The 13211-nt window shown below is 49.9% G+C and carries 12 protein-coding genes; 8 read left to right on the forward strand and 4 right to left on the reverse strand.

Features of this window, described 5'->3' with window-relative positions:
- Positions 1–95: 95 nt before the first annotated feature.
- Positions 96–1166 carry an alcohol dehydrogenase AdhP gene (adhP, locus tag SD10_RS27695; RefSeq protein ID WP_227699086.1) on the forward strand — a complete coding sequence of 357 codons (1071 nt, stop codon included), beginning with the start codon at positions 96–98 and terminating at the stop codon, positions 1164–1166.
- A 349-nt stretch (positions 1167–1515) separates the two neighbouring features.
- Here adhP and SD10_RS27700 read toward each other — a convergent pair whose 3' ends face one another.
- The 3 genes from SD10_RS27700 to SD10_RS27710 all read right to left on the reverse strand — a co-directional run bounded on the left by SD10_RS27700 (position 1516) and on the right by SD10_RS27710 (position 4332).
- Positions 1516–2757, reverse strand: coding sequence for an acetate/propionate family kinase (locus SD10_RS27700; protein ID WP_046578596.1), 1242 nt, complete (start codon positions 2755–2757; stop codon positions 1516–1518).
- Between the two features lie 233 nt (positions 2758–2990).
- A complete protein-coding gene (locus SD10_RS30585; RefSeq protein WP_046578598.1) occupies positions 2991–3203 on the reverse strand; it encodes a hypothetical protein in 213 nt (70 codons plus the stop codon).
- 310 nt (positions 3204–3513) lie between these two features.
- The gene (locus SD10_RS27710; protein WP_046578599.1) at positions 3514–4332 is read right to left on the reverse strand and encodes a universal stress protein; all 819 of its coding nucleotides are present in this window, start codon (positions 4330–4332) and stop codon (positions 3514–3516) included.
- 565 nt (positions 4333–4897) lie between these two features.
- Between SD10_RS27710 and SD10_RS27715 the strand changes: the two genes are divergently transcribed.
- The 7 genes from SD10_RS27715 (at position 4898) to SD10_RS27745 (ending at position 12500) form a co-directional block, all read left to right on the forward strand.
- On the forward strand, positions 4898–5662 hold the full coding sequence (locus tag SD10_RS27715; protein WP_046578602.1) for an NUDIX hydrolase: 765 nt from the start codon (positions 4898–4900) through the stop codon (positions 5660–5662).
- 194 nt (positions 5663–5856) lie between these two features.
- Positions 5857–6261 carry a ketosteroid isomerase-related protein gene (locus tag SD10_RS27720; RefSeq protein WP_046578604.1) on the forward strand — a complete coding sequence of 135 codons (405 nt, stop codon included), beginning with the start codon at positions 5857–5859 and terminating at the stop codon, positions 6259–6261.
- A 7-nt stretch (positions 6262–6268) separates the two neighbouring features.
- The gene (locus tag SD10_RS27725; protein WP_046578606.1) at positions 6269–6874 is read left to right on the forward strand and encodes a GNAT family N-acetyltransferase; all 606 of its coding nucleotides are present in this window, start codon (positions 6269–6271) and stop codon (positions 6872–6874) included.
- Between the two features lie 77 nt (positions 6875–6951).
- The gene (locus SD10_RS27730) at positions 6952–8109 is read left to right on the forward strand and encodes a Gfo/Idh/MocA family protein (RefSeq protein WP_046578609.1); all 1158 of its coding nucleotides are present in this window, start codon (positions 6952–6954) and stop codon (positions 8107–8109) included.
- 130 nt (positions 8110–8239) lie between these two features.
- Entirely contained in the window at positions 8240–10213 is a 1974-nt protein-coding gene (gene nagB, locus SD10_RS27735) for a glucosamine-6-phosphate deaminase (protein WP_046578610.1), read from the forward strand.
- A gap of 312 nt (positions 10214–10525) precedes the next feature.
- Positions 10526–11299: a hypothetical protein gene (locus SD10_RS27740; RefSeq protein WP_046578613.1), complete on the forward strand. Its 774-nt coding sequence runs from the start codon at positions 10526–10528 to the stop codon at positions 11297–11299.
- Between the two features lie 46 nt (positions 11300–11345).
- The gene (locus SD10_RS27745; RefSeq protein WP_046578615.1) at positions 11346–12500 is read left to right on the forward strand and encodes an acyltransferase family protein; all 1155 of its coding nucleotides are present in this window, start codon (positions 11346–11348) and stop codon (positions 12498–12500) included.
- A gap of 31 nt (positions 12501–12531) precedes the next feature.
- Here SD10_RS27745 and SD10_RS27750 read toward each other — a convergent pair whose 3' ends face one another.
- Entirely contained in the window at positions 12532–13209 is a 678-nt protein-coding gene (locus tag SD10_RS27750; protein ID WP_046578617.1) for a response regulator transcription factor, read from the reverse strand.
- Positions 13210–13211: the final 2 nt, after the last annotated feature.

The following is a 13211-nucleotide window of genomic DNA, read 5'->3' on the forward strand; positions in this document are numbered from 1 at the left end:
ACTCTACTTTTGTCATGCTCAAGTTGAAGAACCGACCGCAGATCACTAGGTTATTTTTTGCATTCATAGCCGACTTAAAGATGATACCAACTACCATGAAAGCCGCTGTTGCCCGAGCGTACGGGCAGCCGCTCCAGCTAGAAGAGGTTCCTGTTCCTGCCCTTATACCAGGCCGGATTTTAGTCAAAGTGGCTGCCTGTGGGGTTTGCCATACCGATTTGCACGCCATCAACGGCGATTGGCCGGTCAAGGCAACCTTGCCATTAATTCCCGGTCACGAAGGTGTTGGAACGGTAGTGGCCATTGGCGAGGGCGTCACCCAGGTAAAGGTAGGCGATCGGGTGGGAGTTCCCTGGCTCTATACGGCCTGTGGTCATTGCGAGCACTGCCATACGGGCTGGGAAACGCTTTGCGAACGTCAGCAGAATACCGGCTATTCGGTGCAGGGAAGCTATGCGGAATACGTACTGGCTGACCCGAACTATATCGGAATTCTGCCCGATTCCCTATCGTTTGAGGAAGCTGCGCCCATCCTGTGCGCGGGCGTTACGGTGTACAAAGGTTTGAAAGAAACGGAAGTAAAACCCGGCCAATGGGTCGTCATATCCGGTATCGGGGGCTTAGGTCACCTGGCGGTTCAGTATGCCAAAGCCATGGGCATGAAAGTAGTGGCGGTGGATATTCAGGATGACAAATTAGACCTGGCGAAAAGCGTAGGGGCCGATCTGCTCATCAACGCGCTGAACGAAGATCCCGTGGGCGCTATTCAACGCCTAATTAGGGGAGCGCATGGCGTTCTGGTCACTGCCGTTTCCCGTTCGGCGTTTGCGCAGGCTGTTGGGATGTTGCGCCGACACGGGACGCTGGCCTTGGTCGGCCTGCCACCAGGTGATTTTGATCTGAATATTTTCGATATAGTGCTCACACGCAAGACCGTTCGCGGATCTATTGTCGGTACCCGTCAGGACCTGGTCGAGAGTCTGGCTTTTGCTGCCGATGGGAAAGTGAAGGTCCACTACCATGCGGATCGGTTAGAGAATATCAATCAGGTACTTGCCGATATGACTGCCGGTAAAATAGACGGGCGAGTAGTACTGCGTATGTCAGAAACGGAAGCGAGCCAGCAAGCGAGTTTGCCGGTTAACCGTACGCTGATGGCTGTTTAACCGGCTATGCTAAATACCATCGTTATTGACAGGGCCGGGCAAAACCAGGGCCCTGTCAATAGTTTTTGCTGGTTTCATCGGCACCGCTTACCTGATTAACCTGGTTGCTGGCCGATAGCATGATCGTAGGAGTGCAGTTAAGAACAAGGAAGCGCATAGCTGATCTAGCAACTCGAATCCATTCATCCGGGGCATATTCACATTCGGCCAAATCGGATTGAAGCTTGACCGATTAGCCCGCCCGTGCAGTGAGTTAGCTTAAAACATCAAAGCCATCCTTCGCTTCGAAGACAACAGCCTTTGTGCTGTTTAATCGCACTACACATAAAAAAAGCGGTCATCCTCGTCGTCATCTGTTAACAGTATTCGTATTTTGACCAGGGTCGGCTGAGAAAGTGTTGGATTGTGCTTGGCCAAGTGCGAGGAACTGTCGGGTGTGGCGGGCAATCATGATTTCTTCGTTGGTGGGAATAATGCGTACTACTGGTAAATGCCCTTCAGGGGAAATAACAGCCGCACTGGCTGCGTTCCGGTCAGGATCGAGGACAATACCCAGATAATCGAGTTGAGCGCAGATTTGGGTTCGAATGGCTGGCGCTTGTTCACCCATGCCGCCCGTGAATACCAGGGTATCAAGCCCGTTTAATACCGTTAGCATAGCGCCCATCTGTTTGCGAGCCTGATAACAAAACAAATCAATGGCCTGAGCCGCTGCCTGATTATGGGGTGCCTGCTGAAGTAATTCCTGCATATCGGAACTAAGGCCGGATACACCCCGCAGACCAGATTCATCATTGAGTAGATGACTCAGGGCCGAGGCCTCCATCTGTTTGTTTGTGAGCAGATACAGCAGTACGCCGGGGTCAAGATCGCCCGAGCGTGTCCCCATCATGAGGCCTCCAGTCGGAGTAAACCCCATCGTCGTGTCCAGGCTTTTACCCTGGCGAACGGCGGTCATGCTGGCGCCATTTCCCAAGTGTGCCAGCAAAATCCGGCCTTGGGCCGCTTCCGGCCCGGCTTCTCTGGCAAGCTGACTTAACACATATTCGTAGGATAATCCATGAAACCCGTAGCGAATGAGCCCTTCGTCGGCCAATTGGCGCGGTATCGGTAAGCGTTTGGCTAGATCGGGCATGGTTTGATGAAAGGCCGTGTCGAAGCAAACCACCTGGGGCAGCTCAGGATATAACTGGCTAACGGCCTCAATCAGGCTGATTTCAGCAGGCAGGTGGTCGGGGGCTAATGGAATCAGTAATCGCAAATCAGCCAAAAGTTCGGGCGTCACTCGCTGAGGTGTTCGGTACGTTATTCCTCCATGCACAAGTCGATGACCCACCGCGCAAAGCCGAATAGTCGGCTGCTCCTGCAACCAATTGAAAAGGAAGGTTAAGGCGGCTGAATGGTCGGGTAAATCGCATTGGATGCTTTGGATTCGGTGCTGACGGTCTGTTGTCTCTAACCGCCCATTATCCAGTCCGATCCGGGTCAATTTACCTGATAGCCACCGTTGTTCATCTGCCGGATAAACGGCAAATTTTAAACTGGATGAACCACTGTTCAGAACGAGTACTGGCGAGTCAGGTATCAGCATAGTATTTATTCGAATCAGCGTATATGCCCGTTGCAAGTGTGCCGACAGGGTTAATTCGCAAATCTGAGGATGTAATTCCTTATTTTGACTTGAACCGAATGGCTCTGGAGTATTACGAGAAACTGTATTCACTTCCGCAGTTGGTCTCCGCTTTCACCGAACTTGTAACTGCCTACTAGTATGGTTCTGCCTGTGCAGCGAAGGGGTAGAGTAAGTTCGATAAAACCAGTGTTTCAGCAATTCAGATAATCAGCACAGTGGTTGATGCTGGCAGAACCGATTCCATAAACCAGCCCGTCTGGAAGAGCCAGATCAATACACCAAAGCTTATGTATATGTAGTCGAATACGGAACTGCGCCAGCAGAAGCAGCGACATTGGACTTTTGAACTGGTGCATCAACAGGCCAATCGCCGGCAACGGCCGTTTACGCTGGAGCTGATTCAACCCCGTTGTTCTTCAAATCGGATCGATCCGTCCGTAGTCCCCATTCGGTTGTTATTAATTGAGCCAGTAACGTATCGGATGGTATTGCCCAGTATGTTGACAAGGGGGCAGTTTCAGTTGGTAACATATCGACGCTAGTCAAGTTTTTTTGGGTTTTAGCGTAAACCAATAACCAGCCCAGGAGCGCCGAACGGGTTCATTAAAACGCACAGGGGGCTGATGGCAACTCCTCTCACAATACATGCCAACAGGGCAATGGATTAGACTTCTGAATACGTACTAAAAATGGAAAGTTCCAGATTTGGTACGGTTAAACAACAGCCACCAATGGAATATCCGTCAGGCGGGCCATGCGCTGCGTTTCTCCCTCCGACAGCAGCTTCTGCAGCCAGCTTCGGGTTTGAGGCAGCATAATGATCAGGTCAGCTTTGTTGGTATGGGCAAAGTTCAGCAACGTATCGGGTACGCTCTCCCCCGCTATTATACTCAATGTATGAGGCTGCGGAACCAGTAGCCGCCGGATATGCTCCGCCCGCTCTGTCAAAACCGCATCATCCGCATTTTCGCTGACACATAGTACGTTGATGACGCAGCCAGCCTTTCGCGTAAAGGTCAGAGCGGTTTCCAGGGCAACCGCATTTGGGGGCTGGGACAGATCGATGCAAAGGACACTGTTTTTTATGCCTGCATAGCCTGCACCGGGGGGAATCAGCAAAAGAGGAATTTCGGTTTCGGCCACCATACCGGTTGCAATGCTGCCCATCAATTGTGCGCTGGCAGGGGCCGTTCCTACAGTAGACATGACCAATAAATCAGCCTGTACCGCTTTTGTTACCTCACGAATGGCGTTCATTGTATGGCCTTCCCGAACGATGCATTGAATGGGTGCATCAGGATGAACATCGTTTCGAATTTCTTTGGCCAGGTGATTGAGCGCCTTTTCACTGTCCTCCTGCATGGCCTTGACCGAAAGTGGGAAATCGCCGGTTTTGGCTGGATTATCAGGCCAAAGATGAAAGGCGTGAAATAAAATGAGTTGTGCTTTCTGCTCTTTAGCCAGGTGAGCCGCAAAATAGGCTGCTTGTTTGGCGTTGTTGGAAAAATCGGTAGCAAGAACAATGGTTCTCATAAGTCAGTTGGTTAGCGAGTCACCAAATAATCAGGAAAGTCGTCGGTCTCAAAAGTCGAATCAACCGAGCCATTCTGTGAAGGAAAAGGCCGTTTTCATAAACTTCGTTTAGCTATTCTTGACGGATCAAAAATAGTAAGCCCACTCAATGTACTCGATGAGTGGGCTTAGGCTACGACCTGATTATGCTCAGTCGGTTGGGATCGACCGATTTTAACTACTCTTTTGGCGTTACAATGCACTAACTTCACTATTGCCTGTTGCGGATAATTCATCCATAGCACGAGTGCTTTTAAATATGGGCTGTAAGCAGATGTTTGGTGCAAAAACCAATACTGACTCAAAATTTCCTTGCAAATCCTTTCTTGAAAAAGTTAGTTCTAAACAGCATGTTTGTCGAGCTTACTAATCATCTTACAGGTTTTTGCAACTGCCTGGCATAGGATAGCTAATACAAAAGATAAGAAACAGAATAGCCCATGGTTGATAAAACCAAAAAATACCAGTAATTATACACGATTTCCTTTATTATGTTATAGTTACATAGAGAAAATTGAGGCCAGGCATGACATATACCGAACATCTGATTGCTTATTACAAAAAGGTAGCGAGTGAATGTATCTCAGGGGTATCACTTGACTGTGTTATTTTTGGGTTTCATGATACAAAACTTAAAGTACTGTTATTGCGCTGGAAAGACACAAAAGAATGGAGCTTACCAGGCGGGTTTATCTATAAAGCAGAGTCGGTGGATGCAGCCGCCGAGCGGGTATTACACGAGCGAACGGGTTTAAACCAGTTGTTTCTGCAACAATTTCATCTTTTTGGCGACGCTGTTCGCTATGACCAAAATGACACCTTACGGCGGCAGAAAATGCCCGACTTGTTGTTTGGAATTTGCCCTGACCGTACGATTACAATGGGCTATTATGCCCTGGTCGACTATACGAAAGTGACGCCTACGGCCGATTTTCTGTCGGACGAATGCGTCTGGTGCGATGTATCGGACTTACCATCAATGCTCTATGACCACCGCCAGATCATTGATGTCGCGCTGAAAACCCTTCGGCTGCAACTGAACTGGCAACCCATTGGCCTGAATCTGATGCCCGAAAAATTTACGATTCCTGAACTGCAACGCTTATACGAAACCGTGCTTGGGCGGCCCCTGGATGCCCGGAATTTCCATAAGAAAATAACCGGCCTGAGCATTTTGACCCGCCTGAATGAACGACGGACGGGTGGGGCTCATAAGTCGCCTTACCTGTACCATTTCGACCGGGTGAATTACGAGAAAGCACTCATTAATGGCAATCTGATTTTCGTCTAAGCTTGAGAAACTGTTTGAATTGGTGAAGGCAGGTTTAAGAATCTGGTCCCACAGAGCCACCATAACGCCTTATAAATTAGTCAATTCAAATAGTTTCTAAGTACGCAACGGGCAAGTCTTTATATCTCTGCGCTTACTAATTCTGGCTGATCGGCTATCTTTGGGCATCAAATTCTGGTTAGAAAAGCCCCTTTATGACTGCTCTCGATACTGTTTCAACGTATTACACCGCCTTTAACAATAAAGAATGGGAGACGATGCTCAGTCTGCTCCATCCCGATGTTCGCCACGATAGCAATCAGGGATCTACACGCACCGGCAAAGAGGTATTTCGGCAGTTTCTTCAGCATATGGACGATTGCTACGACGAAACCCTGACCGACATCGTTATTATGACGGAGCCAACGGGCAGCCGGGTAGCCTGCGAATTTGTCGTGAATGGTGTGTACAAAAAAACGGATGGCGATCTACCAGCCGCTACGGGCCAAACGTACGTATTGCCCGCTGGTTCGTTTCTCGAAGTTATCGATGGATTAATTACCCGCGTCACCACGTATTATAATTTGCCGCTTTGGGAGTCGCTGGTTTTGGGTAATTAATAGCACCTTGGCAAACAATTCATCTCTCATATTCCTTCGGCTCACAGGAGCGGGGTTTCGAACGGTTTTTGACGAGCTGGCCGCTTTGCGCATCGCGGTCTTCTATGATTATCCGTATCTCTACGAGGGCTCCGTTGATTACGAAAAAAGCTATCTGGAGACCTATGCCCGCGCCGAGCGCTCGTTACTGTTTGCCGTATACGATGGAGAACAACTGGTGGGCGCAACAACTGCTCTGCCACTACGCGACGAAACGGCCGAGGTACAGGCTCCTTTCCTGGCGGCAGGCTACGACATAGATACAATTTTCTATTTCGGTGAAAGTATCCTGTTGCCCGCTTACCGTGGTCTGGGATTGGGAAACCGATTTTTTGACGAGCGCGAAGCCCACGCCCGCCGGTTTGGTCAATACAAACTAGCTTGTTTCTGCGCCGTTCAGCGCCCGGTCGATCATCCGCTTCGGCCCGATGGGTATAAACCACTGGATGAATTCTGGACAAAACGAGGTTATCGGCGCGATAATACGCTGCAAAGCTCGTTTATCTGGCCCGATCGAAACGAGCCGGTCGAAACGGTTAAACCAATGATTTACTGGACACGAATGCTCAACTGACCCGACTCAGGAAAGACTCTTTCCCAACATAAAGCTTGCTCATACGGTTGTCTTTAGCGGATACAACACGTAAGGGTATGGAGACAAACGCGAAAACCGAACGCGAAATCGGAATTGGAGTTATCGGTATGGGTGGCTTTGGCCTGTTCGCCGTACAGCAGTTTTTACAGGTCGGATCGCCGAATCATCCACAAGCCAAACTTGTGGCCATTGCCGGATCGAAACGGGAAGAAGCAATTCGAACCGCCAAACGATTCGGTGCCGAGCAGTTGGACAGCCTCGAAGAACTGGTCAATCATCCCGATGTGGATGTTGTTTACATTGCCACCCCGCCCTTCCTGCACTATGAGCAGGCCATGCTTGCGCTCAACGCGGGCAAGCATGTTATCTGCGAAAAGCCGCTGGCCATGAACCCCGAACAGGGCCGCGAAATGCTGGCGTTGGCTGAAGAAAAAGGGCTGTTGATGGTAACGAACCTGATGCAGCGCTATAACCCCATGTTTGCCCGCATCAAACACCTGATCGACAAGAATCTCCTTGGCGATTTCCTGCACGGGTATTTCGAGAATTACGCCGGAGATGAAGGACTGTCGCCCGAGCACTGGTTCTGGGACCGGACCAAAAGTGGCGGCATTTTCATCGAGCACGGCGTTCACTTTTTCGACCTGTTTGCCGGCTGGCTGGGCGAGGGAACGGTGAAAGCGGCACAGGTGATCAAGCGTCCCAATAGCAATGACATCGAAGACCAGGTCCAGGCGACCGTCGAATACGGTGACGACGTAACGGGTCGGAAACTGGTCAACTTCTACCACGGATTTACACAAACCGGGCGGATGGATCGGCAGGAAATGCGGCTGGTGTTTGAGCGGGGCGACATTACGCTCTTTGAGTGGGTGCCCACCCGCATGATCCTACGCTGCGTGGCCGACGAAGAAACGACCCGGGCGCTTATGGATCTGTTTCCGGGAGCACAACTCAACGTAACGGCCAATATTGGTGGCAAAGACTTACCTCTGCGCGGTCGGCACAAAGAATTTGACGCCTATCAGCAGATTGAACTCCGTTTTGGGTTTGGCCAGGAAAAGCAGCATTTATATAGTGAACTACTCCGCCTGATGTTTCGAGATCAGATCAACAGTATTCAATATCCGGGGACGCACCGGCTCATTACGGAGCAGAATGGCTTAAGTTCGTTGGAAACGGCCATGATTGCCGACAAGATGGCCCGACAATAAGGCGAGAGATGAGTACACGAACGTTAATAAAAAAATTTAGTAATATTCGCTTCCCGCTGAAAATTAACTGAAAACTACCTGAAATTTTTCGACCTTTGTGCCGTCTCATCTTTTCTCCGCATAGCGCATCATGATTACGGAGTCTCCATTACTCGATAACCCGGACGGCCAAATTCCGGGTGCAGCACTCACAGGTGGCCCTATTCAGTCGGCCATCACGTATGAAAAAATTCCAACCCACATATACGCTGATGCCAAGGATGCATCGCGGGCAGTGGCACAGGAAATCGCTGATCTGATTCGTCAGAAACAAAGCGAGGGCAAGCCCTGTGTATTGGGCCTGGCAACTGGCTCGTCGCCTAAAACGGTTTATGCCGAATTAATTCGGATGCACCGCGAAGAAGGTCTGAGCTTCCGCAACGTTGTCTCGTTCAACCTGGACGAGTATTACCCAATGGAGCCTGACTCCCTGCAAAGTTATTGGCGCTTCATGCGGGAGCAGCTATTCGATCATGTCGATATTCCGGCAGGGAATTATCACGTGCCCGATGGTACTCTTCGGACGGACAAAGTGGGCGAATTTGCCAAGCAGTACGAAGCCGCCATTGAAGCCGCTGGTGGGCTGGACTTTCAGTTGCTGGGTATCGGTGGTAACGGACACATCGGCTTCAACGAGCCGGGTTCGCTGATCAACTCGCACACACGCCTGATGATGCTCGATAACTCGACACGGGCTGCGGCATCCGTCGATTTTGGTGGTCTACCCAAAACTCCCCGCAAAGCGATCACGATGGGCGTATCCAGTATTTTGAGTGCTCGTCGTGTGGTGCTGCTGGCCTGGGGCGAGCGGAAAGCACCCGTTATTCGGGGAGCGGTTGAAGGACTGGTTACCGAACTGAACCCAGCTTCGTACCTGCAAACGCATCCCAACGCCTTGTTTGTCATTGACGAAGCGGCTGCATCGGAGCTGACTCGCATGAAAACACCCTGGCTGGTGGACTCTGTGGAATGGGACAATAAGATGAAGAAAAAAGCCGTCACGTATTTGTCGTTGACGCTCGGTAAGCCCATTCTAAAGCTGACCGACCGTGACTATAACGACAACGGGATGAGCGATTTACTAGCTCAATACGGCCAGGCGTATGATATCAACATCGACGTTTTCAATCAACTTCAACATACAATTACGGGCTGGCCGGGTGGCAAACCCAATGCCGATGATACCAATCGTCCCGAGAGGGCTTTGCCTGCTCACAAACGCTGCCTGATTTTCAGCCCTCACCCCGACGATGATATCATCTCGATGGGTGGTACCTTCCAGCGGTTGCGGGATCAGGGCCACGAGGTGCATATTGGTTACCAGACATCAGGCAATATTGCTGTCGCCGATGATGAAGCCCTGCGTTTCGCCGATTACGTTGTCGATTTCAATAATAAGTTCGGTATTAAAAGTCCGGAAGCAACCCGAATATTTCAGGATGCGGCTGCCTCGTTGCGCGAGAAAAAAGACTCTGAAATGGACACCGCCGAGGTGCGCTATGTGAAGGGGTTAATTCGGATGGGCGAAGCTAAATCGACCTGTCGGTTTGTGGGTATTCCTGTCGAAAATGCCCACTTCTTAAACATGCCGTTCTATGAAACCGGCACCGTAGCGAAAAAGCCCTTGAGCGAAGAGGATATTAAAATTACGATGGCGCTGATCGAAGAGATTAAGCCTCACCAAATCTACGCAGCCGGTGATCTGGCCGATCCACATGGCACGCACAAAGTGTGTCTGGATGCGATTTTGGAATCGGTTCGTCGGTTGAAACACAAGAATTTCATGAAAGACTGCTGGGTATGGCTTTATCGCGGTGCCTGGGCTGAGTGGGATATTCACGAAATTGAAATGGCCGTTCCTATGTCGCCCGATCAGGTGACGAAAAAGCGGTTGGGCATTTTCAAACACCAGTCTCAAAAAGATGGTGTCGTGTACCAGGGTACCGATTCGCGCGAATTCTGGCAACGGGCTGAAGAACGCAACCGTGCTACGGCCGGTCTATACAACAAACTCGGATTGGCCGAATATGAAGCCATGGAAGCGTTTGTGCGCTGGCGGTTTTAGACTAGACTCTAGTTATTTAATAAAAATCCCTGTATGCACTTCTGTGCCATACAGGGATTTTTTTTGTCATTCCGACGGAGAAAGATGCTTCGGATGAGGCTAGTTTCTAATTGCGATCCGAAGATTTCTCCTTCGTCAGAATGACAAAATCTATCCATTTTATTCTTCACTCCTTTTCTAATAATTATCCATTGGTTCGGTCATTAGAGCACAACCAGTAAAATGTTAAATACTTGTTTATTATAATATAGATTTTAGATATAATTGCATCATTGTATAATAGTTGTATTATGATTAGCTATTGCCAACGGTATGATAAGACAGAATAAACAAAGAACGCTCCGGCTTTTTGCGCTGCATGAATTTATTCAGGACCACTTTACAAAGTCGGACTGGATCAAAGTGGCCTATCTGACCGACAGCCTTGAGTTAATTGAAGATCATCCCAGGTTGCTCCGTAGCCTGGATTTCAAAGATGATGATTATGAGGGGAATAGCCTGCAGGTTCTGTCGAAGCTGATAAGCGAAAGCAACAGTAACTTATACGAGATAGAGCACTTCGTTGAAGCCAAGAAAGTAACAATGAACCGCCCGAATAGGGCGGTGCCGGATTTTATCTCGACCGTTCAAAACGTTGCGCCCGAGCGGGTAATCACCTTCGCTCCCGATGTATTCCGAATTCCGGCCAAGCCCGTTGAGCCTAATGTTTTATCGGTTATGATGCCGTTTGAGAGTAAATTTTCGGGAACCTACACCGCTATTCGCAATGTATGCGCCCGGCTGGGTATCGACTGCAAACGGGCTGATGATATTTGGGATAACAGCATTCTGATTCAGGATGTATTCGACCTGATTTTTACGTCTAGAGCCGTAATCACCGACTTCACAGACCGGAATCCGAATGTGTTTTACGAAACGGGCGTTGCGCATACGCTGGGCAAACTTGTGATTCCGATCACGCAGTCTGTTGGCGATATTCCATTCGATCTACGCCACCACCGTGCCCTGACCTACCTCTCAAACACGGAGGGGTTGCTGGCATTGGAAAAAGATTTGGAAAAGAAGCTAGCGAAGGTATTTAGTTGACTGGGTTGCATGAGTTGTCTATATTCGGGAAACCTTCCTGACTTGTATGCAATCCTCTCTTTCTGAGTCCCAGTCTATACGCCAGCCTAAGACGAGTACCAGCCGCCTACTCTCACTCGATTTTTTTCGGGGGCTGACGGTGGCGGCTATGGTGCTGGTAAATAACCCCGGCGATTGGGGCCATATCTATGCGCCCCTTGAACACGCGCCCTGGAATGGCTGGACACCTACCGATCTGATTTTTCCGTTCTTCCTGTTCATTGTCGGGGTGTCGATTACGTTTGCGCTCGATGGCAGAAAGAAAGATGGGAAGGGAGTAATCGGTAAAATTGTGCGCCGGAGTGCTACCTTGTTTCTGTTGGGTTTCTTTCTGAATTTCTTTCCGAAATTTGACATCACAACGGTGCGGATTTTTGGCGTTTTACAACGGATTGCACTGGTTTACCTGGTTTGCTCGCTTATTTTTCTGAAGACGACTCCACGCCAGCAAGTGTACATTGGCTGCGGCCTGCTTGTTGGCTACTGGCTGCTGATGACGCTGGTTCCGGTGCCGGGTGTAGGCTTTGCCAACCTCGAACCCGCTACCAACCTGGCAGCCTGGTTCGATAAAACGATCATCACCCCGGCCCACGTCTACAAACCAGCTAAAGTCTGGGACCCCGAAGGCCTGCTCAGTACATTACCCGCCATTGTTACCGGGCTGATTGGTATCCAGACCGGAATGTGGCTGCGCAATACCCGCCCGGTAGCCGAAAAAATAGCCTGGCTTTTCGCGGCTGGTTGCCTGCTGACGCTGGGCGGGTTGATCTGGGATGGCTTCTTCCCCATCAACAAAGCCCTCTGGACAAGCTCCTATGTGTTGTTGGCGGGTGGGCTGGCCATGCTCGGGCTGGCCCTTTGCTATTGGCTGATCGATGTGCAGGGTTACCGGCGGGGCGTATTGCCATTTGTCGCTTTTGGCGTAAATGCCATTACCGTATTTTTCCTGTCGGGGCTGATTCCGCGAATCATGAATTTAATTCGCATCACCCAGCCCGACGGCACCGAAATCGGCTCTAAAGAATACCTCTATCGAACGTTCATTGCTCCGCCCTTCGCCGATCCGAAAGATGCCTCTCTGGCCGGTGCGCTAACGTTTGTACTGATCTGGTTCGGAATTTTGTGGTGGATGTACCGGAAAAATGTAATTATTAAAGTGTAGTACAATTGTTGAGCTATTATTACTGGCTTACTCAATTCCTGTTCTTTTCCTCCAACGCCAGCCGAATCAGATCGACCGTGTTTTTAACGCCAGCCTTCCGGATGATGCTGGCGCGCTGGTTGGCAACGGTATTCGGACTGATACCAAATCGCTCGGCGATGGCTGGACTGCTCATTCCATCGATCAAACACGTTAAAATCTGGGCTTCCCGGGAGGTGATCCGATTCCAAATCGATAAGGTTGCTTTGGAGTTGGATTTAGGCAGGTCGTTCTGCTGATTTGTGCCTGGTAAAATCAACGTTCGGATAATGACCGAAGAAGCATTGGGTGGATAATATAAATCACCCTTAACCACCGTCCGAACGGCCCGGAGTATCTCTTCGAGGCCGGTATCTTTTAGCAAATAGCCTGCCGCGCCATGCTGAACAGCTTTCAGAATATAATCTGGATTGCTATGCATGCTGAACATCAACGTCCGAACGGAAGGATATTGGTGCGAAATTACTTTCAGCGCATCGAGCCCCGACATGCGGGGCATCGTAATATCCAGCAACAAAACATCCGTATCAATGCTGCCGAGCAGGTCGATGGCTTCGTCGCCATCCGATGCTTCGCCCACTATTTGTACGTCGGTCTCATCTTCCAGAAGCATCCGAATCCCTTTTCGTACCACAGAATGGTCATCGGCAATCAGAATTCGTATCGACATGG

The organism is Spirosoma radiotolerans, from assembly GCF_000974425.1.
Classification (GTDB): domain Bacteria; phylum Bacteroidota; class Bacteroidia; order Cytophagales; family Spirosomataceae; genus Spirosoma; species Spirosoma radiotolerans.

What these genes read in the sequence shown, in the direction of transcription:
- adhP (WP_227699086.1), top strand. Translation starts at nt 96, where the DNA reads ATGAAAGCCGCTGTTGCCCGAGCGTACGGGCAGCCGCTCCAGCTAGAA.
- SD10_RS27700 (WP_046578596.1), bottom strand. Translation starts at nt 2,757, where the DNA reads ATGCTGATACCTGACTCGCCAGTACTCGTTCTGAACAGTGGTTCATCC.
- SD10_RS27710 (WP_046578599.1), bottom strand. Translation starts at nt 4,332, where the DNA reads ATGAGAACCATTGTTCTTGCTACCGATTTTTCCAACAACGCCAAACAA.
- SD10_RS27715 (WP_046578602.1), top strand. Translation starts at nt 4,898, where the DNA reads ATGACATATACCGAACATCTGATTGCTTATTACAAAAAGGTAGCGAGT.
- SD10_RS27720 (WP_046578604.1), top strand. Translation starts at nt 5,857, where the DNA reads ATGACTGCTCTCGATACTGTTTCAACGTATTACACCGCCTTTAACAAT.
- SD10_RS27730 (WP_046578609.1), top strand. Translation starts at nt 6,952, where the DNA reads ATGGAGACAAACGCGAAAACCGAACGCGAAATCGGAATTGGAGTTATC.
- nagB (WP_046578610.1), top strand. Translation starts at nt 8,240, where the DNA reads ATGATTACGGAGTCTCCATTACTCGATAACCCGGACGGCCAAATTCCG.
- SD10_RS27740 (WP_046578613.1), top strand. Translation starts at nt 10,526, where the DNA reads ATGATAAGACAGAATAAACAAAGAACGCTCCGGCTTTTTGCGCTGCAT.
- SD10_RS27745 (WP_046578615.1), top strand. Translation starts at nt 11,346, where the DNA reads ATGCAATCCTCTCTTTCTGAGTCCCAGTCTATACGCCAGCCTAAGACG.
- SD10_RS27750 (WP_046578617.1), bottom strand. Translation starts at nt 13,209, where the DNA reads ATGTCGATACGAATTCTGATTGCCGATGACCATTCTGTGGTACGAAAA.